The organism is Micromonospora salmantinae (assembly GCF_022230905.1).
Classification (GTDB): domain Bacteria; phylum Actinomycetota; class Actinomycetes; order Mycobacteriales; family Micromonosporaceae; genus Micromonospora; species Micromonospora salmantinae.
The window spans coordinates 26,564-48,102 of the sequence record NZ_JAKKFG010000002.1; the positions used below are offsets into that span (position 1 = coordinate 26,564).

19 protein-coding genes are annotated in these 21,539 nt (G+C 69.7%); 9 read left to right on the forward strand and 10 right to left on the reverse strand.

Going from position 1 to position 21,539, the window contains the following annotated elements:
* Window positions 1–8: 8 nt before the first annotated feature.
* The 3 genes from PSH03_RS01410 to PSH03_RS01420 form a co-directional block, all read right to left on the reverse strand.
* Window positions 9–554: a hypothetical protein gene (locus PSH03_RS01410; protein WP_210784043.1), complete on the reverse strand. Its 546-nt coding sequence runs from the start codon at window positions 552–554 to the stop codon at window positions 9–11.
* Window positions 555–825: 271 nt separating this feature from the next.
* Window positions 826–1,848, reverse strand: coding sequence for a DUF4331 family protein (locus PSH03_RS01415; RefSeq protein ID WP_238688015.1), 1,023 nt, complete (start codon window positions 1,846–1,848; stop codon window positions 826–828).
* A gap of 167 nt (window positions 1,849–2,015) precedes the next feature.
* The gene (locus tag PSH03_RS01420; RefSeq protein ID WP_210784045.1) at window positions 2,016–3,275 is read right to left on the reverse strand and encodes a glycoside hydrolase family 16 protein; all 1,260 of its coding nucleotides are present in this window, start codon (window positions 3,273–3,275) and stop codon (window positions 2,016–2,018) included.
* Between the two features lie 378 nt (window positions 3,276–3,653).
* On the opposite strand from PSH03_RS01420, the gene PSH03_RS01425 reads away from it, so the two are divergent.
* Window positions 3,654–4,052: a hypothetical protein gene (locus tag PSH03_RS01425; RefSeq protein ID WP_112585399.1), complete on the forward strand. Its 399-nt coding sequence runs from the start codon at window positions 3,654–3,656 to the stop codon at window positions 4,050–4,052.
* Window positions 4,053–4,071: 19 nt separating this feature from the next.
* Here the strand turns inward: PSH03_RS01425 and PSH03_RS01430 are convergent, their stop codons facing one another.
* From PSH03_RS01430 to PSH03_RS01440, 3 genes are all read right to left on the reverse strand, one after another.
* Window positions 4,072–5,538, reverse strand: coding sequence for an aminotransferase class V-fold PLP-dependent enzyme (locus PSH03_RS01430; protein WP_238688016.1), 1,467 nt, complete (start codon window positions 5,536–5,538; stop codon window positions 4,072–4,074).
* The gene (locus tag PSH03_RS01435) at window positions 5,528–7,213 is read right to left on the reverse strand and encodes an ABC transporter ATP-binding protein/permease (protein ID WP_238688017.1); all 1,686 of its coding nucleotides are present in this window, start codon (window positions 7,211–7,213) and stop codon (window positions 5,528–5,530) included. Before PSH03_RS01435 ends, PSH03_RS01430 begins: the two co-directional genes overlap by 11 nt.
* Before the next feature lie 113 nt (window positions 7,214–7,326).
* Window positions 7,327–7,947, reverse strand: coding sequence for a TetR family transcriptional regulator C-terminal domain-containing protein (locus PSH03_RS01440; RefSeq protein WP_238688018.1), 621 nt, complete (start codon window positions 7,945–7,947; stop codon window positions 7,327–7,329).
* A 68-nt stretch (window positions 7,948–8,015) separates the two neighbouring features.
* Between PSH03_RS01440 and PSH03_RS01445 the strand changes: the two genes are divergently transcribed.
* The 7 genes from PSH03_RS01445 to PSH03_RS01475 all read left to right on the forward strand — a co-directional run bounded on the left by PSH03_RS01445 (window position 8,016) and on the right by PSH03_RS01475 (window position 16,800).
* Window positions 8,016–8,732 (forward strand): SDR family NAD(P)-dependent oxidoreductase, encoded by a 717-nt coding sequence (locus PSH03_RS01445; RefSeq protein ID WP_238688019.1) that lies wholly within the window; start codon window positions 8,016–8,018, stop codon window positions 8,730–8,732.
* Between the two features lie 721 nt (window positions 8,733–9,453).
* Entirely contained in the window at window positions 9,454–11,001 is a 1,548-nt protein-coding gene (gene mmsA, locus PSH03_RS01450; protein ID WP_210784051.1) for a multiple monosaccharide ABC transporter ATP-binding protein, read from the forward strand.
* Window positions 10,998–12,296 carry a multiple monosaccharide ABC transporter permease gene (gene mmsB, locus PSH03_RS01455; protein ID WP_238688020.1) on the forward strand — a complete coding sequence of 433 codons (1,299 nt, stop codon included), beginning with the start codon at window positions 10,998–11,000 and terminating at the stop codon, window positions 12,294–12,296. Before mmsA ends, mmsB begins: the two co-directional genes overlap by 4 nt.
* A gap of 52 nt (window positions 12,297–12,348) precedes the next feature.
* Window positions 12,349–13,452, forward strand: a complete 1,104-nt coding sequence (locus tag PSH03_RS01460) for a substrate-binding domain-containing protein (protein ID WP_210784053.1) — start codon at window positions 12,349–12,351, stop codon at window positions 13,450–13,452.
* Between the two features lie 112 nt (window positions 13,453–13,564).
* On the forward strand, window positions 13,565–14,827 hold the full coding sequence (locus PSH03_RS01465) for an ROK family transcriptional regulator (protein ID WP_210784054.1): 1,263 nt from the start codon (window positions 13,565–13,567) through the stop codon (window positions 14,825–14,827).
* Between the two features lie 177 nt (window positions 14,828–15,004).
* Window positions 15,005–15,973 (forward strand): ATP-binding cassette domain-containing protein, encoded by a 969-nt coding sequence (locus PSH03_RS01470; RefSeq protein WP_238688021.1) that lies wholly within the window; start codon window positions 15,005–15,007, stop codon window positions 15,971–15,973.
* The gene (locus tag PSH03_RS01475; RefSeq protein ID WP_210784056.1) at window positions 15,970–16,800 is read left to right on the forward strand and encodes an ABC transporter permease; all 831 of its coding nucleotides are present in this window, start codon (window positions 15,970–15,972) and stop codon (window positions 16,798–16,800) included. Before PSH03_RS01470 ends, PSH03_RS01475 begins: the two co-directional genes overlap by 4 nt.
* Before the next feature lie 149 nt (window positions 16,801–16,949).
* Here PSH03_RS01475 and PSH03_RS01480 read toward each other — a convergent pair whose 3' ends face one another.
* From PSH03_RS01480 to PSH03_RS01490, 3 genes are all read right to left on the reverse strand, one after another.
* Window positions 16,950–17,939 carry an ABC transporter permease gene (locus PSH03_RS01480; protein ID WP_210784057.1) on the reverse strand — a complete coding sequence of 330 codons (990 nt, stop codon included), beginning with the start codon at window positions 17,937–17,939 and terminating at the stop codon, window positions 16,950–16,952.
* Complete coding sequence (locus tag PSH03_RS01485; protein WP_238688022.1) at window positions 17,936–18,826, reverse strand: ABC transporter ATP-binding protein; 891 nt, start codon at window positions 18,824–18,826, stop codon at window positions 17,936–17,938. Before PSH03_RS01485 ends, PSH03_RS01480 begins: the two co-directional genes overlap by 4 nt.
* An 85-nt stretch (window positions 18,827–18,911) precedes the next feature.
* Window positions 18,912–19,319 (reverse strand): GntR family transcriptional regulator, encoded by a 408-nt coding sequence (locus tag PSH03_RS01490; RefSeq protein ID WP_112678633.1) that lies wholly within the window; start codon window positions 19,317–19,319, stop codon window positions 18,912–18,914.
* Window positions 19,320–19,586: 267 nt separating this feature from the next.
* On the opposite strand from PSH03_RS01490, the gene PSH03_RS01495 reads away from it, so the two are divergent.
* A complete protein-coding gene (locus PSH03_RS01495; protein WP_112624877.1) occupies window positions 19,587–20,855 on the forward strand; it encodes an Nramp family divalent metal transporter in 1,269 nt (422 codons plus the stop codon).
* A 338-nt stretch (window positions 20,856–21,193) separates the two neighbouring features.
* Here PSH03_RS01495 and PSH03_RS01500 read toward each other — a convergent pair whose 3' ends face one another.
* A complete protein-coding gene (locus PSH03_RS01500; protein WP_210784059.1) occupies window positions 21,194–21,466 on the reverse strand; it encodes a hypothetical protein in 273 nt (90 codons plus the stop codon).
* Between the last annotated feature and the right edge of the window lie 73 nt (window positions 21,467–21,539).

Here is a 21,539-nt window from a genome sequence, read left to right on the forward strand (position 1 = left end):
CGAGCGGCTCAGAACACCGAATGTGTCACCGTCCCGGTGTAGACACCTTGGACGGTGCCGACGGGCACGTCCACCACCAGGGTCGGGTTCCAGGTGGCGAAGTTGTTGCCGGTGCCGCCGGTGTGGCTCATCGCCGTTTGGGGGACGTTGATGATCACTGCTTGGGCGGCGGTGGGCTGACCCGGTGTGAAGGTGCCGCCACCAGCGGTCGCGGTCGGGGGACCCGACCAGTACTGGACGTTGATGTTCGGGATCGTCTCCCCGGAGGAGCCACCGCCGGTGACGAAGTCGGTGGAGATGACGTTGGCGGTCCAGTTGGGGGTGAGCGATCCGCGCTGGTCCAGCACGGTGACCGGGCCGAGCTGACCGGAAACGGTCGAGCCCTCCACGCCGTGGCCGATGTTCGCCGTCGCCGGCACCGTGATCGACAGGCCACCGGCGGCGTCGACGGTGAGGGTCACGATCGTGTCGCCCGTGGTGTCCGCGGCGGCCGGTCCGGCGAGCGCGACGACGGCGGCAACGCCGGCCAAGCCCGCGAGAATCTCTCTGCGCATCGAGTCTCCTATGTCCCAAAGTGCCCTGGTGAGCACTTAAGAGAATAACTACGCAAAACGCCCATATGGGCCGAATGGTGCGTGCGTCACCCGGTGGGCGTTCGAAGATCGCGCTCGGTCCGGGACGTAGTGGTGTCGCGTGCGCGGGAAGGGCTTCTTTCCTCAATCAAGGACGATCATGGATCGGCCAGTCATGTGCGTTCGGCCCTCGCGGAGGGCGCGCACGGCAAGGGCTCGGCGCCCTGCCGGCCGCCGAGCCCTGCGAGCGAATTCAGGCCGCGACCACGTACGGGAACGTCGCGGAACGGGCGGCCTTGGTGACCTCCGAGGTGAGGCCGGCGGTGGTGCCGGTGTTGAGGATCAGGGAGAACATGACCTCGGGCACGTTGTCGGCCAGGGTGCGCCCGTTGCGGACCGCGAAGCCGAAGTTCGCGGCCGTGCCGACCTTGTACGAGAGCACGTCGGGGTAGAGCTGCCGGGCGACGCTCCAGCCGTACGCCTGCGGGTCCGGTGCGGTGCCGTTCGCCTTGACCACCCCGGCGACCGCGTTCGCGATCTCCTCCCCGCCCTCGGTGAGGTCGTTGCTGGGGTGCCGGAAGTTGGCGGGGTCGGAGAAGTCGGTGTCGTGGGGCCAGAAGATCGGCCACATCATGGGGTGGCCGGCGCGGTTGATCTGGCGCCATCCGCCGGCGTCGGTGGCCAGCATGGTGCGACACCACACACCGATCTCGGTGCCGTCGCGCAGCAGCGGCTCGTCGTGGGAGACCTCAAGGACTATCGACTCGACTGTGGTGCCGGCGAAGCTGTTCTTGGCCTGGTCGACTCGCCACGCCGACCGGTCCACAGGCGAACCGTTCTTGACCGCGCCGTTGATGGTGGCGAGTTCGTCGAGGTCGACGTAGAAGGGGTCGGTGATCCGGCCGGCCCAGATCCGGACGTTGCCGCCGGTGGTCACCTCGCCGGTGCGGCCTTCGGCGATGGGGGTGCCCATCGCGGCGTCGTCGCGGGCGTCCGCTCCGGGGAGCTCGTACAACTGGAGGGCCTGCCGGGCTTCGCCGTCCGGCTCACCGAAGGCGAACCGGTAGGTCAGGTCCTCCACGGCGGTGCCATTGATGTGGATCTTGATCTCGTAGCGCGCCTCGGCGTGGAAGCCGCGCTTGATGTCGGCCTTGGTCACCGAGCTGTTGACGTCCATGACGAACACCGTGGCGCGGTCGCCGTTGAAGACGTACAGGTCGTCGATGTGCAACTGGCCGTCCTGGGCGGCCAGGGGCGTATCGAGGTGGTGCGACATGAGCTCACTCCCGGAACTGCCGGATTCTGGACTAATCCGAACATAGTGGGCATGAGCCTGGCCTCCCGCCCATCGAGTCAATCTGGTTCGAGGAGGTGGGCGGGGCTCCAACGGCGGTGGGCCGCCCGAGTTCTCCTCGGACGGCCCACGCCTTCGTGCTCGGGTGATCAGATGCGAGACCATTTCTGGTTGGCGGCGCCGAGGCAGTCCCACAGGTGCAGCTTGCCACCGTTGTTGGGGTTGGCCTCCCGTACGTCCACGCACTTGTTGGCGTTGAGGTTGACCAGGTCGCCGGAGGCGTTGAGGGTGAAGCGTTGCGCGGTGTTGCCGTTGCAGCTGACCAGGTTGACCTCGGTGCCGTTGGCGGTGCCGGCCCAGGCCGGGTCCATGCACTTGCCCATCGCGCGGACGGTCCCGTCGGAGGCGAAGGTCCAGCTCTGGGCCGCCGTGGTGTTGCAGTCCCAGATCTGGAGTTTGGCGCCCTCGACCGGGTTGGCGCCGGGGATGTCGATGCAGCGACCGCTCTGCGCGCCCCGGATCCGGTTGGTGCCGGGAGTCGGGTCGCCCCCGCCGCCCGAGGTGTAGCTGGACACCCGGACGTAGTCGACGAGCATCTGCTGTGGGAACTGGGTCGAGCCGTCGGGGTAGCCGGGCCAGTTACCACCGACCGCCACGTTGAGGATCATGAAGAAGGGGTGGTCGAACACCCAGCGGTTGCCGCCGAGCCGAGCGGGATCGACCCGGTGGTACTGCACCCCGTCGACGTACCAGGTGATGACGTTCGGCTCCCAGTCCACCCGGTAGGTGTGGAAGGTGTCGGCGAGCGGCGCGCCGAGGGTGCGGCTGCCCGTGATGCCGCCGCCGCCGGAGTAGCCGGGCCCGTGCACGGTGCCGTAGACGGTGTTGGGCTCCCGGCCGATGTTCTCCATGATGTCGATCTCGCCGGCGTCGGGCCACCCGCCGCCGGTGCCGAGCATCCAGAAGGCCGGCCAGATGCCCTGACCACGCGGGACCTTGATCCGGGCCTCGAACCGCCCGTACGTCTGGGTGAAGGTGGCCGCCGTCAGCAACCGCGCCGACGTGTACTCGCAGCGCCCGTAGTGGCACTGGTAGTTGGCGGGATTGTCCCGGCGGGCGGTGATGACCAGGTTGCCCTGGCCGTCGTGGACGGCGTTGCTGGTGCTGTTCGTGTAGTACTGCCGCTCGTTGTTGCCCCAGCCGCCGCCACCGGTGTCGAACCGCCACTTGTTCTGGTCGACGGGTGTGCCGGCGGGGGAGTTGAACTCGTCCTGCCAGCTGATGGGGCCGATGGCGGCCTCGGCCCGGTCGGGGTTCGCCGGGACGACGAGCGCCGTCGCTGTCGCGACGAGGGCGGCCGCCAGGAGTACGAGGGGGCGGAAGCGGAGGCTGGGCCGGTCTGTGAACACGGGAGGCTCCTCAGCTTGGGGGTGATGGAGGCGGTTGACCAGGATAGAGAGCGCTCTCTAAAGCGAAGCATGTCGATATCATTTCTTTCTGTCAAGAGTGTTTCCAATATCACGACCGTCCGTTACCGCCCGATGCTGACCAGTGAGCGGTCGAGCGCCGACACCGGTCGTCGCCGTGGCATCGCTCGATGCCTCCGAGATGGACAAGGCTGACCCATCGAGGGAGTTCGGCGCGGCCGAGGGTTACTCGATAGCGGTCGAATCGACCTTTCCTATTGCCGTGGGGCGTCCACGCGGGACAGGATGACGAGGCGTGCCGGAAACTTTCCCGTAACCTGCGCGCTGCTGGTCTCTGTCACAAGGAAGTGGGAGTCAGTCATGAGTGAGGCGTCGACGGCGCTGGGTGTGCGCCTCTACCCGGATCTGGTCGAGCGGGGTGGCCTGGCCCCCGCGCTGATCGAAACCGCTGCCCGCCACGGGCTCGACGTCGGCCGGGTGACCGCGCCGGAGCAGGGGCGGGCCCGGTTCACCTGCGCCGAGCTGCACTCCGACGAGGGCGTGGTCTGCGTGGGGCTGGGCTCGCAGGCCCGGTACTTCATGATTGACCTGCGCGTCTCGGGAGAGGTTCTCGCCCGCGGTGACGTCATGGATCTGGTGCAGGTTGCCCAGGTGGCCGCCGCCTGGCGGGCCGGCCTGACGTTCGCCGAGCTGACCGCCCGGTTCCCGTTCATGGAGGAGATCAAGCACCGCCCGGCGCCGGTGGCCCAGGTCAGCTAGTCGGCGGGGTCGGGGCAGGTCAGCAGCGCAGCCGAGGTGGCAGTGGTGACTCCGTACCGGCGCTCCGATTGAGGTAGGTCGACTGGACGAAGTCGACGAGGCGCTCCGCGTCGGTCGCAATCGAGGCCAGTCCGAACGAGACGCGGACCGCGCCGCCCGTCGGCAGCCCCAGCGCGGCAAGGTACTGGTCGATCGTGTCGACCCCCGCCAACAGCTGCTGCCGCATCGACGTCCGGCTCATCCCGAACGCGCCCTCGGCCGCGCCCGGGTTGCAGAAACAGCCGGTACGCAGGGAGAGACCGGCCGTTGCCGCCTCCCGCGCCACGAGCCGTTCGTCGACCAGCGTGCCGTCCGGGTGACGGAGGTTGAAGGTCACAGTGCCACCGCGCCCCGCACCCGTCGTCGGCCCGTACACCTGGACCAGCGGCCCGCCGGTGTCGTGCCGCAGGGTGGCCAGCCGCTCCAGCAGCCACTCGGTGAGCAGGCCGACCCGGGCGTGGACGAGGTCCACGCCGATCGAGTCGAGCCAGCCCAACCCGAACTCCACGTCCGGGATGCTCAGGAAGTTGAGCGTGCCGTCCTCGAACGCCGACTCGTCGTCCATCGGCCGGTGCCAGTCGCCCTGCACGCTCACCGCGCGGATGGTGCCGCCGGCGAACCACGGCCGGCGCAACCGGGCCAGCGCCGAGCGGCGAGCCAGCAGCGCGCCGACCCCGGTGGGGTAGCCGAAGAGCTTGTACCAGCTCAGGCAGACGAAATCCGGCCGGACGACGCTGAGGTCCAGCCGGTTCGTCGGCGCGAAGGCGGCAGCGTCGAGCAGCACGTCGTAGCCGCGCTGGTGGGCCAGCTCCACCCAGCCCAGCGGGTGCTGCACACCGGAGAAGTTGCTCTGCGCCGGATAGGCGAACAGCCCGCGTCGACCGGGCCGACCCCACCGACGGGCCAGCCCGCCACTGCCGGCGTCGAGTGCCGCGACCAGGTCCGACTCGGCAACTCGCAGCTCCGGCCCGTTCAGCGGTAGGTAGCGTACGGACGCGCGAGCCGACCGGGCGTACTCGCGAATGCCGTTGACCGAGTTGTGGTTGTCCCAGGTGAGCACCAGCGGCGCGGCCCGGCCGAAGTCGTACGCCTCGCCCACCAGCCGGCAGGCGCCGCTGGCGTTCGGGGTGAAGATGACCGCGTACTCGGCCGGGTCGGCGCGGAAGAAATCGAGCACCGCGCGTCGCGCCGAGTCCACCAGTGAGCCCGCCGCCACGCTCGTGGGGTTCTCCGAGTGGGGGTTGCTGTACAGGCCGGCGAGCAACCGGTCGTGGTGGGAGCGAACCTGGGCCTGGGCGGCCACCCCGGCTCCGGCGTAGTCGAGGTACACCTGCCCGTCGGTGTCCAGGTGTCGGTACTCGGTGGCGCGCAGTTCGTCGATCCGGCCGGTGGCGGCGTACCCCGGCAGCGCAGTGGGGGAGGCGGGCGGCGCCGGGTCAGGACGCACGACGGGGATCCCGTCGGAGCAGGACCGCCCAGGCGGCGCCCAGGAAGAGCAGCACGAAACCGCCGAGCACCAGCCAGTCGACCCACACCGGCCGGGAGAAGCTGTCGCCGTACGTGGCCAGCAGCGGCGGGCCGAGCGGAGAGCCGCCGTCGCGCCAGAGCCGCTCCACCCCGGCGGTGTGCCCCAGGCCCTCGAACGCCCACCGGTTCGACATCGCGTAGCTGAGCCACTGACCGCCGGCCGCCATCGCCGGCACCGGCAGGATCGCGCCGACGAACAGCACCTGTGGGAAGCAGAGCATCGGCAGCATGAGCGTCGCCTGGGCCGCGTCGGACACGGCCGCCGAGCAGAGCAGACCGAGGGCGAGCGCCGCCGCCGAGGAGAGCAGCAGCGTCGCGTACAGGGCGGCGAAGTCGGCGCCGCCGACCGGCGGCAGCCGGTCCATGCCGCGCAGTACCCCGAGCAGGGCAAGGTCCACCACGGCCAGCAGCGGCAGCAGCACCGCGACCTTCGCCAGCAGGTACGGGACCAGCCGGACACCGGCCAGCCGCTCCCGGCGCAGGATCGGCAGCTCGGTGCAGATCTGGAGGAGCCCGTAGGTCAGCCCGAAGAAGAAGCCGCCGAACGCGATCCAGAACAGGATCATCACGGTCACCGTCGGGCTGGGTCTGGTCGGCTCGAACGCCCCCGGGCGGAACAGCAGCGCGAACATGCCGAGCACCATCAGCGGCGAGCCGAGCAGGATGGCCAGGGTCAGCCGGTTGCGGACGACGATCTCCGTGTTGCGCGCGGTGAGGACCGCCCACTGGCGCAGCCGGCCGACGCGCCGGGGCGGCGTCGCGGCGGCGTCACCGTCGCCGGTGGTACGCGGCGGCGGTTCGGCCGCGCGCTGCTCGGCGAAGCGATCGGGCCACTCGGCGGGTTGCGTCGCTTCGTCGAGCCGGAGGTGCACCTCGGCCAGGGACCGCAGGCCGAAGAACTCCCGGGCGGCGGTCGGGGTGCCGGTGAACGCCAGCCGGCCCTGACGGGTCAGCACGACGACCCGGTCGCAATGGTCCACGTCGGTGATCTGGTGAGTGGTCAGCACGACGGTGGCGCCGGTGTCGGCCAGCGCGCGGAGCACCCGGAGCAGCTCCACGGCGATCGCCGGGTCCAATCCGGAGGTGGGCTCGTCCAGGAAGAACACGCCGGGTCGGGTGAGCAGCTCGACGGCGATGCTGGCGCGCTTGCGTTCACCGCCGCTGAGCAGACCGACCGGCGTGGCGGCCCGGTCGGTGAGCCGCAGCTCGGCGAGCACCTCCGCGACCCGGTCACTGATCTCGGCCGGCCCGGTGGTGGAGGGCAGGCGCAGTCGGGCGGCGTAGCGCAGGGTGCGGGCCAGGGGCAGCTCGCGGTGGATGATGTCGTCCTGCGGAACGACACCGATGGTGCCGCCCGCGGTGGTGCCGTCGTACGTCAGGGTGCCCGCTGCCGGTCGCTGTACCCCGGCGAGGATCTCCAGCAGGGTGGTCTTGCCGGCACCGCTGGCGCCGATGATCGCGACCAGCTCGCCCGGCGCGATGCTCACTGAGATGTCGGTCAGGATCTGGCGACCGCTTCGGACGCTCTGGCCCAGCCCCTGAGCGGCGATGCCGACACCGGCACGCGGGGGAGACGTGGTCTGCTCGGTCGTCATGTCGAGTGCTCGATCCGGTCGGGGAGTGGTCCGCCTGAATATCGTGCCTCGCCGATGTTACTGAGCGGCCCGCGCAGTGCGCCCGGAGTGGACGGTCAGCGACCGTCGTCCGTTCAGCCGGTGGTGGTCCGCGCCTGCGCCGGCACCTGGAGGAGATCGAGGCAGTTGCGCCACAGCGTCTCCAGTTGGGTCGGATCGTTGAGCAACTTCGCGAGCAGGACGCGCCCCTCGATCTGGGCGACGATCGATCGGGCGGCCTCCCGGCTGTCGACCGTCGGGCCCGCCAGGCCGCGCTCCTTCGCCTCGACGACGACCTGCTCGATGAGGCTGATCTGCTCCTCGAAGATCTCCTGGAGCCGGCCGCGGATCTCCTCGGCCTGGTTGCTGAGTTCGAGGGCGAGGTTGCCGAACAGGCAGCCCGCGACCACGCCGGCCTTCTGCTGGCCGACGCGCTGGACCTCTTCGGTGGCCTCGAACAGGTCCCGGAGCCGCTGTAGCGGGTCGCGCTCGCTGCCGAGCAACTGCTCCCACTGGCGGCGCTGGGTGATCCAGTGCTCGTCGATGACGGTGCGGGCGAGCGCCCGCTTGGACTCGAAGAAGTAGTAGAAGCTGCCCTTCGGCACGCCCGCCGCCGCGCAGATCTCGGCCACGCCGAGCGCCGTGTAGCCGCGCTGCTCGATCAGCGTGGCGGCCGCGTCGAGGATCTTGTTCTTCGCGTCACTGGTTCGACCCATGCCTCGACGATACACGACCGGTCGGCTAGCTTTTAGTAGACCAGTCGTCTAGTGAAGGTGGTTTTCTCATGAACAGCAGTCAGAGCCAGAAGGTCGTCGTGATCACCGGCGCCTCGCAGGGCATCGGCGCCGACCTCGTGGCCGCCTACCGCAAGCTCGGGTACGGCGTCGTGGCGACCTCGCGTTCGATCGGCGCGTCCGACGACCCGGAGGTCGTCACGGTCCGGGGCGACATCGCCGAGGCCGACACCGCCGAACGGGTGGTGCGTGCCGCACTGGACCGATTCGGGCGGATCGACACCCTCGTGAACAACGCCGGTGTCTTCGTCGCCAAGCCGTTCACCGACTACACCGACGAGGAGTTCGACCTGGTCACCGGGGTCAACCTCGCCAGCTTCTTCCACCTCACCCGACGCGTCCTGCCGCACCTGCTGGCCGGGGGCTCGGGGCACATCGTCAGCATCACGACCAGCTTCGTCGACCAGCCCAGTTCGCACGTTCCGTCGGCGCTCGCGTCACTGACCAAGGGCGGCCTCAGCTCGGCCACCAAGTCCCTGGCCATCGAGTACGCGGCTCGCGGCGTACGGGTCAACGCCGTCGCGCCCGGCATCATCAAGACCCCGATGCACCCGGTCGAGACGCACCAGACGCTCGCGGGCCTGCACCCGGTCGGCCGGATGGGCGAGACCAGCGACGTCGTCGACGCCGTCCTCTACCTCGAGTCCGCCCCGTTCGTCACCGGCGAGATCCTGCACGTCGACGGCGGGCAGAACGCCGGTCACTGATCCCCGCCACACCCAGTCCGTGGAACCCGCCGATGTGCCGGGCCGGATCCGCACCGCCGGTGCGGATCCGGCCCGGCGGCGGCCGGTGAGACACCCCGCGCGATCAGGTCATCGCCGACGCGGCCCGGCTGGTCAACGCCGCTGGTGCGATCGGGGTCGCCGGTATGTACCCGGACCGGGACCCACACCCAGGGCCCGGCGCGCAGTGTGCCGTCAGGAACTGCGCGTAAGGGACGTCAGGGCACTGACCCGTCGTCCGGTGCACGTTGTTGCAGGACGATGACCATCGATTCGTACGGCCGGTAGAGGCGTGGGTCACATCAGCCGCCCGAGGGCTCGTGGTGCGCCTCGCGTACGGCGCCGGGCTGACGCCCGATTCCCATCGTTCGATGGCCTGACGTGTGCGCTGCGTTACCGGACGCACCGTCCCCGAGGCATCTTGCCTGGTGGGAAAGCTGCGGGAACGGCCGGGGTCAATTGGCGCGTTGTCGCAGGTGGGCGTGGGTGCTGCAGTCATGCCGGGGGTACCGCGAGGGGCTGTCGTGGCCGCTGTGGCGGACGAACACTGTGCGACATCTATATTGCCGGATTGTTACTTTTTCAACAGTCCCTCGCCTTGCGGATGGCCCTTCGGCCGCAATACGTTGCCGTCAACAACAAAACCAAGTGAAGGTTCAACCTTCCGGAGGCAACCGATGACGTTGGCGAGGTGGTACGAGCGATGAGCGACGTGCCCATCCTCCTTGAGATGCGCTCCATCACCAAGGAGTTTCCCGGAGTCAAGGCCCTCTCCGACGTCAACCTGGTGGTTCGCGCCGGCGAGATCCATGCCATCTGCGGCGAGAACGGCGCGGGCAAGTCCACCCTGATGAAGGTGCTCAGCGGGGTCTACCCGCACGGCACCTACGACGGCAAGATCACCTACCAGGGGTCGGAGAGCAAGTTCTCCGACATCCGGGCCAGTGAGAACGCCGGCATCGTGATCATCCACCAGGAGCTCGCGCTCATTCCCGGGATGTCGATCGCCGAGAACATCTTCCTCGGCAACGAACCGCGCAAGCGGGGCGCGATCGACTGGAAGGCCGCGAACCGGATGGCGCTGGACCTGATGGCCCGGGTCGGTCTGGAAGAGGACCCGGACACCCTGATCAAGGACATCGGGGTCGGCAAGCAGCAGCTCGTCGAGATCGCCAAGGCGTTCGCCAAGGACGTGAAGCTGCTCATCCTCGACGAGCCCACCGCGGCGCTCAACGAGGCCGACTCCAAGCACCTGCTGGACCTGCTGCGCGGGTTCCGCTCCCGCGGCATCACCTCGATCATGATCTCGCACAAGCTCAACGAGATCGAGGCGATCGCCGACCAGATCACCATCCTGCGCGACGGCCGGACCGTGGAGACCCTCGACGTCAAGGCGGACGGGGTCGACGAGGACCGGATCGTGCGGGGCATGGTCGGCCGCGAGCTGAGCAGCCGGTTCCCGGACCACACGCCGAAGATCGGCGAGGTCTTCTTCGAGGTCCGCGACTGGAACGTCCGGCACCCGATCTCCGCCGAGCGGCAGGTCTGCAAGAACGAGAGCTTCGTGGTGCGCCGCGGCGAGATCGTCGGCTTCGCCGGTCTCATGGGCGCGGGCCGAACCGAACTCGCGATGAGTGTCTTCGGCCGCTCCTACGGGGTGTTCGAGTCGGGCACGATCATCAAGGACGGCAAGGAGATCGTCCTGAAGTCGGTGGCGGATGCCATCGACAACGGCCTCGCCTACGTCAGCGAGGACCGCAAGGCGATCGGCCTCAACCTGCTCGACGACATCAAGACGTCGACGGTGGCAGCCAAGCTGTCCAAGATCTCGCACCACGGCGTCCTGAACGAGGTCGAGGAATACCAGGCGGCTGAGTCGTACCGCAAGGAGTTGCGGACCAAGGCCCCGACTGTCGACGAGAGCGTCTCCAAGCTCTCCGGCGGCAACCAGCAGAAGGTCGTCCTGGCCAAGTGGATGTTCACCGACCCGGACCTGCTGATCCTCGACGAGCCGACGCGCGGCATCGACGTGGGTGCCAAGTACGAGATCTACGGCATCATCCAGCGGCTCGCCGACCAGGGGAAGGGCGTCATCGTCATCTCCTCGGAGCTGCCTGAGCTGATCGGGCTGTGCGACCGCATCTACACCGTGTTCGAAGGCGCCATCACGGGCGAGATCGCCCGGGCGGACGCCACCCCGGAAACCCTCATGAAGCAGATGACCTCGACGAAGAAGATGGCCACACGATGAGCCGATTGAAGGACCTTCAGAAGAACCTGTTCGGAGGCACCACCTCCAACGCTCGCCAGTTCGGCATGATCTTCACCCTGGTGGCGATCGTCGTCCTGTTCCAGATTCTGACCGACGGCCTCACCCTGCGGTCGGACAACCTGATCGCGCTGTTCCAGCAGAACTCGTACATTCTGATTCTGGCCATCGGCATGCTCATGGTGATCGTGGCCGGGCACATCGACCTCTCGGTCGGCTCGGTCGCCGCCTTCGCCGGCATCCTGGTCGCCAAGTCGATGACCGAGTGGGACCTTCCCTGGCCCGCTGCCATCGTGTTCGGCCTCGCCATCGGCGCGGTGATCGGCGCCTGGCAGGGCTTCTGGGTGGCCTACATCGGGGTGCCGGCGTTCATCGTCACCCTGGCGGGCATGCTGCTCTTCCGGGGCGGCAACCAGTTCATCGGTAACGCGAGCACCGTCCCGGTGCCGGAGGGCTTCCGGGAGATCGGTTCCGGCTTCCTGCCCGAGTTCGGTCCGAACACCGGCTACAACAACGCCACGCTGCTGCTCGGCCTGGCCGCGGCGTTGGCGGTGGTGTGGCGCGAGATCCAGTCCCGCAATACCCGACGGGCGATGGACGCCGACCCGGCGCCCATGTGGATCTCCATCCTGCGGATGGCCATCATGGTCGGCGTCATCGCCTTCGCGGCGCTGCGCTTCGCCAGCGGTCGCGTCGGCACCAGCTTCCCGATCTCCGGCATCATCCTGCTGGTCCTGGTCATCGCGTACTCCTTCTACACCCGCAACACGGCCGGTGGCCGGCACATCTACGCGGTGGGCGGCAACTCCCGGGCGGCCGAGCTGTCCGGTGTGAAGCTCAAGCGGGTCAACTTCTTCGTCATGATGAACATGTCCGTCCTGGCCGCGCTGGCCGGCATGATCTTCGTGGCCCGTTCGGCGGCCTCCGGACCGCAGGACGGCAACGGCTGGGAACTGGACGCCATCGCCGCCGTCTTCATCGGTGGCGCGGCCGTCGCCGGCGGTATCGGCACCATCAGCGGATCCATCGTCGGTGGTCTCGTCATGGCCGTGCTCAACAACGGCCTCCAGCTCATGGGTGTCGGCACCGACCGCGTCCAGATCATCAAGGGCCTGGTCCTGCTGCTGGCCGTCGCGATCGACGTCTACAACAAGAGCCAGGGGCGTTTCTCCATCATCGGGAGCCTGATGCGGCCGTTCCGCCGCGAGGACTCCGTCCCACCCGCCTCACCGCCGGACGCGGAGCGCAAGCCCGCCAAGGCAGCGGTGTCCGGCTGACGGCCACCGACCTCTCTACCCGCCTCACCATCTAGAAAGGCAAGTCCTCACCATGCGTAAATTCTTCGGCACGTCGGTGGTGGCCATCAGCGCCGCCGCCATGCTGGCCCTCGCCGGCTGCGGTTCCGGCCGCGACGCCGACAGCGGCTCCGGCGGCGAGGCCGCCAAGGGCTTCCCGGCGAACTCGCTGATCGGCGTGGCCCTGCCGGCCAAGACCTCGGAGAACTGGGTCCTCGCCGGTGACCTGTTCAGCAACGGTCTCAAGGAGGCCGGCTTCCAGGGTGACGTGCAGTACGCCGGCGCGTCGACCACTGTCGCCGACCAGCAGGCCCAGATCACCGCCATGGTCACCAAGGGTGCCAAGGTCATCGTCATCGGCGCGACCGACGCGGCGCAGCTGTCGACCCAGGTCGCGGCGGCCCACACGGCCGGCGTGAAGGTCATCGCCTACGACCGGCTCATCACGAACACCCCGGACCTCGACTACTACGTCGCCTTCGACAACTTCAAGGTCGGCCAGCTCCAGGGCCAGGCCCTGCTGGACGGCATGAAGGCCAAGAAGCCGAACGGCCCGTACAACATCGAGCTGTTCTCCGGCTCGCCGGACGACAACAACGCCGGTGTCTTCTTCAACGGCGCCATGGACGTGCTCAAGCCGGAGATCGACAAGGGCAACGTGGTCGTCGCCTCGGGTCAGAAGGACGTCAAGCAGACCGCCATCCAGGGCTGGAAGGCCGAGGGTGCGCAGGCCCGCATGGACCAGCTGCTGACCTCGACCTACGGCAACAAGGAGCTGGACGGCGTCCTCTCCCCGAACGACACGCTGGCCCGCGCCATCCTGACCTCGGTCAAGGGTGCTGGCAAGCCGACCCCGATCGTCACCGGTCAGGACTCCGAGGTCGAGTCGGTCAAGTCGATCGTCAAGGGCGAGCAGTACATGACGATCAACAAGGACACCCGCAACCTGGTGAAGGAGACCATCAACATGGTCAAGGCTCTCCAGGCCGGCGACAAGCCGCAGGTGAACGACACCAAGTCCTACAACAACGGCAGCAAGGTCGTCGACACGTACCTGCTCCCGCCGGTCGCCGTCACCAAGGCGAACGCGGCTGAGGCGTACGCCACCGACCCGAAGCTCGCGCCGCTCACCAAGTAATCACCGCACGGTAGGTAGTAACGCCGATGGGTCCCGGGTCTCCTCTACCGGGACCCATCGTCGTCCCTGCACCCCCGCACCAACCGGCCTCGACCCGGAAGGAGGTCTGACCGTGGCGACACCAGTACGGGCCAGGCCAGCCGGCGTCGGCCGCAACGCCGAATCCCCGCTGCCGTCGGTCCCCGGCGCCAGCCAGGAGGAGATCCGGCGGCAGAACCTCGGCGCTGTGCTGCGTTACGTCCACCTGCACGGACCGACGTCCCGCGCCGAGCTGACCAGCCGGCTCGGCCTCAACCGAAGCACCATCGGCGCCCTCGCGGCCGACCTGGTCACCAGCGGCCTGGTCACCGAGGAGGCGCCGACCACCGCCCGCCGCGCCGGCCGCCCCTCGCTGGTGGTCAGCCCCCGCTCCGACCGGGTCTACGCACACGCGTTGAGCATCGACGCGGACCGGCTGCGTGCCGCCCGGGTCGGCCTCGGCGGGCAGATCCTCGATCTGCGGGAGATCCCCCGACCCAGCGGCATGTCGGCGATCGAAGCCGTCGGTCCCCTCGCCGACCTGGTCCGCGACATGGAACGCTCGGTGGCCGGCGACGCGCTGCTGGTCGGCGGCGCCGCCGCGGTCACCGACACCACCCGCGACCCGGACGGCAGGCTCCGGATCGCCAGCATCGACGAGACGCTCGGCGCCGCGCTGGAGGCGGAGTTCAGCTCCGGCCCGGGTTTCGTGGCCGGGGACCTGGCCGACATCGCCGGCCTGGCCGAGCACGTCCGGGGTGTCGCGGTCGGCATCGACGACGTCATCTACCTGCACGGCGACCTGGGCATCAGCGCCGGCATCATCGTCGGTGGCCGACTGGTGATCGGCCACCGGGGTCACAGCGGCAAGGTCGGCCACATGGTCGTCAACCCCAACGGCCTGCCCTGCGGCTGCGGTTCACGCGGCTGCTGGGAGACCGAGATCTCCGAAGCCGCGCTGTTACGGCACGCCGGCCGTGACCCGAGCGACCGCGCGGCGGTGGCCGAGGTGCTGCGCGCCGCGGCGGAGGGCGACCCGACCGCCCGCGCGGCGGTCGAGCAGGTGGCGGACTGGCTCGGCTTCGGCGTGGCGAACCTGGTCAACGTGGTCAACCCGGATGCAGTGGTGTTCGGTGGCTCGCTGCGCGACATCTTCACCGCCGGTGCGGACGTGGTCCGGGACCGGCTCGATACCATGCCACTGCCCGCCTCCCGCGAGCACCTGCGGTTGCGGGCGGCGGCGCTCGGCCGCGACGCCGTCCTGATCGGCGCCGCCGAGCTGGCGTTCGACAAACTCCTGGCCGACCCGTTGAACGTCGGCGTCGCGGGCCAGGTCGGGACAGCCGAGCCCGAGTAGCCGCGACTCCCTGCCGGTGCCGGCCCGGGTTCGGAACGCGTGGCGCGTGAACTCATCGTCTGCCGCGACGGTTACCGCTGGCTCCACCCTGCCCTCACTCGGTCTGGTCGTCATTCCCGTACGCGCTATCGTACGTTGTACGGTAAGGTGGCCGTTCAGTTTCGGGAGGGGAGCGCTGTGACGACAAGAGTCGACGCGATAGTGGCCCAAGGGCTGCGCAAGCGGTATCGGGACCGGTACGCGCTGGACGGGTTCGACCTGCGGGTGCCGCGGGGAACGGTGTGCGGCCTGCTCGGCCCGAACGGGGCCGGTAAGACCACAGCGGTACGGATCCTCTCCACCCTGCTCCGACTCGACGAGGGTCGTGCCGAGGTGGCCGGCTTCGACGTGACCCGCCAGCCCGACCAGGTCCGCTACCGCATCGGACTGGTGGGGCAGCATCCCGCGCTCGACGAGGCGCTGAGCGGCCGGCAGAATCTGGTGCTCTTCGGCCGGCTGTTCCACCTGGGTCGCCGTCGGGCCCGCCAACGGGCGGGCGAGCTGCTGGAACATTTCGGTCTCGCCGACGCCGCCGAGCAGCCGGTCAGCACGTACTCCGGGGGCATGCGCCGACGGCTCGACCTGGCGGCCGGCATGATCCTGGCCCCCGCGGTCCTCTTCCTCGACGAGCCCACCACCGGGCTGGACCCGCGTGGCCGCAACGAGGTGTGGGAGTCGGTCCGGGAGTTGGTACGCACCGGCACCACAGTGCTGCTCACCACCCAGCAGCTGGACGAGGCCGACCAACTCGCCGACCGGATCTCAGTGGTCGAGGCCGGACGGGTAATCGCCGAGGGAACTCCGGACGACCTCAAGACCCGGCTCGGCGGCGATCGGATCGAGGTTGTCGTCGCGGCGCCGACCGACCTTGCCGTCGCCGTCGCCCAGATACGCCGGGCGGCCGACGACGAACCGACTGTCGACGTGGACCGGCGGATGGTGAGCGTCCGGGTCGGTCACCAGGCCGGTGCGCTCGTCGACGTGCTGCGGGCGCTCGACGCCGTGAACGTCCCGGTGGCGGACGTCGCGCTGCGCCGCCCAACCCTGGACGACGTGTTCCTGCACCTCACCGGGCACCGGGCGGCGTCGGCCGAGGTGGCGGCATGAGCGCCGTGAGCACGCCGGCCCCGCCGGTGGATCTGACGCCCGGCCGGCCCACCCTCCTGGCCGACAGCGGCACGCTGATCTGGCGCGGCCTGGCCCGGTGGCGACGCGATCCCGGCCCGCTGATCGCCTCGCTCGGCTTCAACATCCTGATCGTGCTGATGTTCGCCTACCTGTTCGGTGGCGCGTTGCAGGTGCCCGGCGGCGGCAGCTACCGAGAGTTCCTGATGCCCGGCATGTTCGTGATGACCATGGTCTTCGGCATCAGCCTCACCACGATCGCCGTTGCCGAGGACCTGGAGCGCGGGGTGACCGACCGACTCCGATCGATGCCCGTCTCGCCGCTGGCGCCGCTGGCGGCCCGGGCGGTGGCCGACATGCTGTTCGCGCTGGTCACCCTCGGAGTCCTGCTGCTGACCGGTCTCGCAATCGGGTGGCGGGCACACGGTGGGGTCGGTGCCACACTGGCGGCGGTCGGGTTGATCCTGCTGCTGCGTTTCGCCCTGATCTGGGTCGGCATCTTCCTCGGGTTGGTCACCCGCGGGCAGACGGCAGTGGTGGCCGTGCAGACCCTGGAGTTTCCGCTCGGCTTCCTCTCCAACGCGTTCGTCGCACCGTCCACCATGCCCGCCTGGCTCGGTGCGGTGGCCGCGTGGAACCCGCTGTCGGCAACCGTCGGCGCCACCCGTGAGCTGTTCGGCAACCCCGGTTGGGGCGGCGACTCCTGGGCGGCGCAGCACTACCAGTTGCTGGCGGTGCTCTGGCCGCTGGTCCTGGTCGCGGTCTTCCTGCCGCTCTCGGTCGCCCGGTACCGGCGGCTGGCGGGCTGAGCCCGCGCGGACGCGGAGTTCGACTCTCTGGGCCCGATCGGTGTCGGTGGCCGTCGTCAGGCTCACCGGCGTGGACCTGCACCGACTCGATCGGGCCCAGGCGGGTGATCGCCGAGGCCCCCGCTCCCCGACGAGCACCCGTCGCCCAACTAGGCGATCCGCCGGATCCGGCGCACCGCCAGGTAGAGCAGGAGCACGGCGAGGGCGACGAAGATGCCCGTCTCGATGCCCTGGAACAGCCAGAACCGGTCCGCCGGCTGGTAGAGCTGCCAGTTGTACGCGCCCGGTTCGACGCCCAACTCGGCGCCGCAGACCCGACCGTCCGGCCCCTTCCCGCCCGGTGGGCACTGAATCCGGGTGTCCTCCGCGATCATCGTTCCGTCCGGGTTCCGGACACCCTGGGTGAGGATCCAGTCCCCCCGGCTGACCTCCGGCGGCCCGTCCCCCTCGATCGGAAAGGTCTTGGTGCGGGCTGCCTGGTAGTACGGCCGGGCCAGGATCTCCACCGCCGCTCGTACCCCGATGAACCCGGCGAGGGTGATGCCCATGGCGGGCAACATCCGCTTCCACACCGTGCCGGCGAAGATGCCGAGCGCCACGGCGAAGAGGGTGTAGCCGATCGGGGCGATGCCCTGCAGATCGAAGACGATCATGCCGAGTCGGCCCTCGTGGGCGGCCTGGTTGAGCGGGTCGACCCACCAGGACATGCCCAGCCCGTAGACCGCCGCGAGGATCACGACAGCCGCGCCGACCAGCCCGAACTTCACCAGGGCCCACCGGTTGCGGCCGACGCCCTGGGTCCAGACGAACCGGTGCGTGCCCTGCTCCACCTCACGGGCGACCAGCGGGGCACCCCAGAACAGGCCGACCAGTGCCGGCAGGGTGATCAGCAGCACGGCCACCAGGTTGAGGCTGCCGTACTGGTTGCCAAAGCGTCGGAAGCCCGCGTCGCAGGTCTCGCGGGTCGTCTGCGCCACGTCGGCGCGGGCGAGTTGACTGACGCAGTCCACCAGCCCGAGGTCGCTGAAGGTGTTCCGCATCGCCAGGCCGATCGGCACCAGCACAGCGGCGAGTGCCGCGAACCCCAGCAGGGTGTAGAACGCCTGCTTGCGATGTTGCCGCCAGGTCAACCAGATCATGCCGCTACCCCCCACTCGCTGTGACTGGTCTTCGTGGTGCCGTCGGCCAGGTAGGCCAGCACGACGTCCTCCAGGCTCACCTCGCGGACCGTCCAGGCAGGATCGGTGACCGGCCCGTCGGTGCGGACGAGCAACGTGGACTGCCGGTCGGTGTGGCTGGCCCGGATCACTGCGGCGACGCCCCCGACAGCGCCGCCGTCGTGTCGCGGCCCGACGAGCTGCCGGTGCACCGCGACCAGGTCGTCGACAGTGCCGGTGAGCTGCACCTGGGAGGCGTTCAGCACGATCAGGTAGTCGCAGACGCGTTCCAGGTCGGCCAGCAGGTGCGAGGAGAGCAGAACTGTGGTGCCCGACTCCGCGACGCTGCCCATCAACGACTGGAGGAACTCCCGTCGAGCCAGGGGGTCGAGGCTGGCGACCGGTTCGTCGAGCAGCAGCAGCCGCGGCTGCTTGGCCAGTGCCAGAGCCAGCGCGACCTGGGCCCGTTGACCGCCGGAGAGCTTGCCGACCGGCTTGTCCGGCGGGATGCCGAGCTGCGCCAGCCGAGTACGGGCCAACGCCGCGTCCCACCGCTTGTTCAGCTTGCCGCCGGCGACGACCAACTCGGACGCCGTGAAGTCCCGGTACAGCGGGGTGTCCTGGGCGACGAACCCGATGTCGGCCAGCCCCTCCGTGTCGCCGTACGGGGACCGACCGAACACCCGGACCGTGCCCGCATCGGGCTTGAGCAGCCCGACGGCCAGGTGCAACAACGTGCTCTTACCCGCGCCGTTCGGCCCGACCAGCGCGGCGATCCTGCCGGTCGGCAGATGCAGCGAGCAGTCCCGCAACGCCCAGGTGCTGCCGTACCGTTTGCCGAGCCGGTCTGCTTCCAAGACCATGTCCATTCCTTGTCCTCTCGTTCCGTTCACGCCACCGCTTCGCGGTCGCACGAGCGCTTGCGGTGCCTGATGGTTCGTTCGCTCTGCTCGCTCACGCGGGCTCCTTCTGCGGGGCGTCGTCGGCGAGGGTGGCGCGCAGCGTCGTCTCCACCAGGGCGATGACGTCCTCGGCCGTGAGACCGGCCGCTTGCGCCCGGTGCAGCCAGGCCACCAGGTCGTCGCGCAGCTCCGCCTGGTTGGGCAGGGACGCGCTGGCCAGGGTGCGCTGGACGAACGTGCCCACCCCGGGTCGGCCGCCGACCAGACCCTCGATCTCCAACTCCCGGTACGCCTTCAGCACCGTGTTCGGGTTGATCGCCAGGGATTGCGCGACGTCCCGGACCTTCGGCAACTGGTCGCCCGGTGTCAGCAGGCCAACCCGTAGCGCCTGTTTCACCTGCTGCACGAGCTGCATGTAGGTGTTCACCTTCGACCGGCTGTCCAGTACGAACTCGATCACTCCCGATGATCCTTCCTGTTGTCCTACGACAGTAGGACTAATAGACAGCTTCATCGGTGACCCACCGGCTGTCAAGCCCGGCGCGGCACGTTCTGTTCGGGCACGGCGCGTCTCGTCCGGCGCGCCGCGCGCTCGCCGGCGGCGCATCGGACCCTGCCCGGCGCGGCGGGCCGACCCTGGTGGCACCGGCAGGCCACCGGTTGGCACCCAAGGGTCAGTCCGCGGGGAAGGGACCGGCAGCGATTTGTGTGGACGGGGAGGTGTTCGGTGGTCACCAACGAACTGACGACGTCGAGGGCGACTCCACTGCAGGCCGCTCGCGCCCGGGGCCGCGTACGCGGGCGGTTGATCCTGCTCGGCCCGGCGTTCGTCGCCGCCGTCGCCTACGTCGACCCCGGCAACTTCGCCACCAACTCCGCCGCCGGCGCCCGGTACGGCTACCTGCTGGTCTGGGTCGTGGTGGTGGCCAACCTGATGGCGATGCTGGTGCAGACGCTCACCGCGAAGCTGGGTCTGGCCACCGGGCGCAGCCTGCCCGAGCTGTGCCGGGAACGCCTACCCCGGCCGGTGAACCGGGTGATGTGGGTGCAGGCCGAGTTGGTCGCCATGGCCACCGACCTGGCCGAGGTGATCGGTGGCGCCGTCGCCCTGTACCTGCTCTTCGGCATCCCCCTGCTGCCCGGCGGAATCATCATCGGCACTGCCGCGTTCGCCGTGCTCGCGCTGCGCTCGCGCGGGTACCGCGCCTTCGAGGTCGTCATCGCCGTCCTGCTCGGGGTGATCGTCCTGGCCTTCGCCGCCAACCTGCTCGCCTCCGGCTCCGATCCCGCCTCGGCCATGGCCGGTCTGGTGCCGCGCCTACAAGGCACGGACAGCGTGCTGTTGGCCGCCGGCATCCTCGGCGCGACAGTCATGCCGCACGTCATCTACGTGCACTCCGCGCTCACCCGCGACCGCATTCCCGCCGCCGACGACACCGAGCGCCGGATCCTGTTCCGCGGCCAGCGCACCGACGTGCTGCTCGCCCTGAGCGCGGCCGGCGCGGTCAACCTCGCCATGCTGCTGATCGCCGCGGCCAGCTTCCGGGGCGGCGGCCCGGGCGGCGCGGACAGCCTGGAGGGGGTGCACGCCGGGCTCGGCCAGACCATCGGAACCGCCGCCGCGTTCGGGTTCGCCGTCGCCCTGCTGGTCTCGGGGCTCGCCTCCACGAGCGTCGGCACCTACGCCGGAGAGGTGATCATGCAGGGCTTCCTGCGTCGGCGGGTACCGCTGCTGCTGCGTCGGCTGGTCACCCTGCTGCCCGCGCTGGCAGTGCTCGCCATCGGCCTCGACCCGACCCGGGCGCTCGTGCTGTCCCAGGTCATCCTCAGCTTTGGCATCCCGTTCGCGCTGATCCCGGTGGTCGCCTTCACCCGTCGGCGTGACCTGATGGGCAACCTGGTCAACCACCCGCTCACCACCGCCGCCGCGTCCCTGGTGGCCGTGCTGGTGGTCGCGCTCAACGCGTTCCTCCTCTGGCAGGTCGTCGCCGGCTGAGCCGGCTGGTCGGGCGGTGCCGGCTGAGCCGGCTGGTCGGCGGTGCGGGCTGAGCCGGGCCGGCTGCCTGGGCCCGGACACTCGTACGAGCGTTATACCTGTGAGTCATTTTTATGACTCACAGGTATAACCATCGAGGACCATGTCGGGCCGGGAGCCCGTGTGGGTAGCCGGATCCGTGTACGTGGCGGCACCTGTGTGGGTGGCCGGACCATGTGTGGGTGACCGGAGCCGCGTGGGTGGGCCAGGCCCTGTGGGTGGCCGGGCCCGTTCCGAGGGCAGCCCCGCCTTGGCGGTGGAGCCGCTTGGCGGCCGAAGCCGGCTCGGGGCGGGTGTGGTCAGGTGCGACGCCCCTCGTCGCGGGCCGGGATCTCCTGGCGCTGTTCGAGGGCGTCCGCCGGGTTGGCGTCGGCCGGCAGCGACGTCACCTCCTCGAGCGCGCCCGCCGGGAAGGCGCCCTGCTCGGCCAGGTCGGCCTCGGCCGCCTCCGGGTCCACGTCCCCCGACACCCGGTCCGGCGGCCCGACGTCGAACGCGTCCTGCCGTTGTTCCAGGGCATCCGCCTCCGGCGGAGGGAACGTGCCGCCCTGTTCGTCCCGGTACGTGCTCATCGGAGCCTCCCACCCGGCGGGTGTCGACATGCCGCCGGGCCGCTGCCTACCCGCCAGCGCCGCACTCACGCCG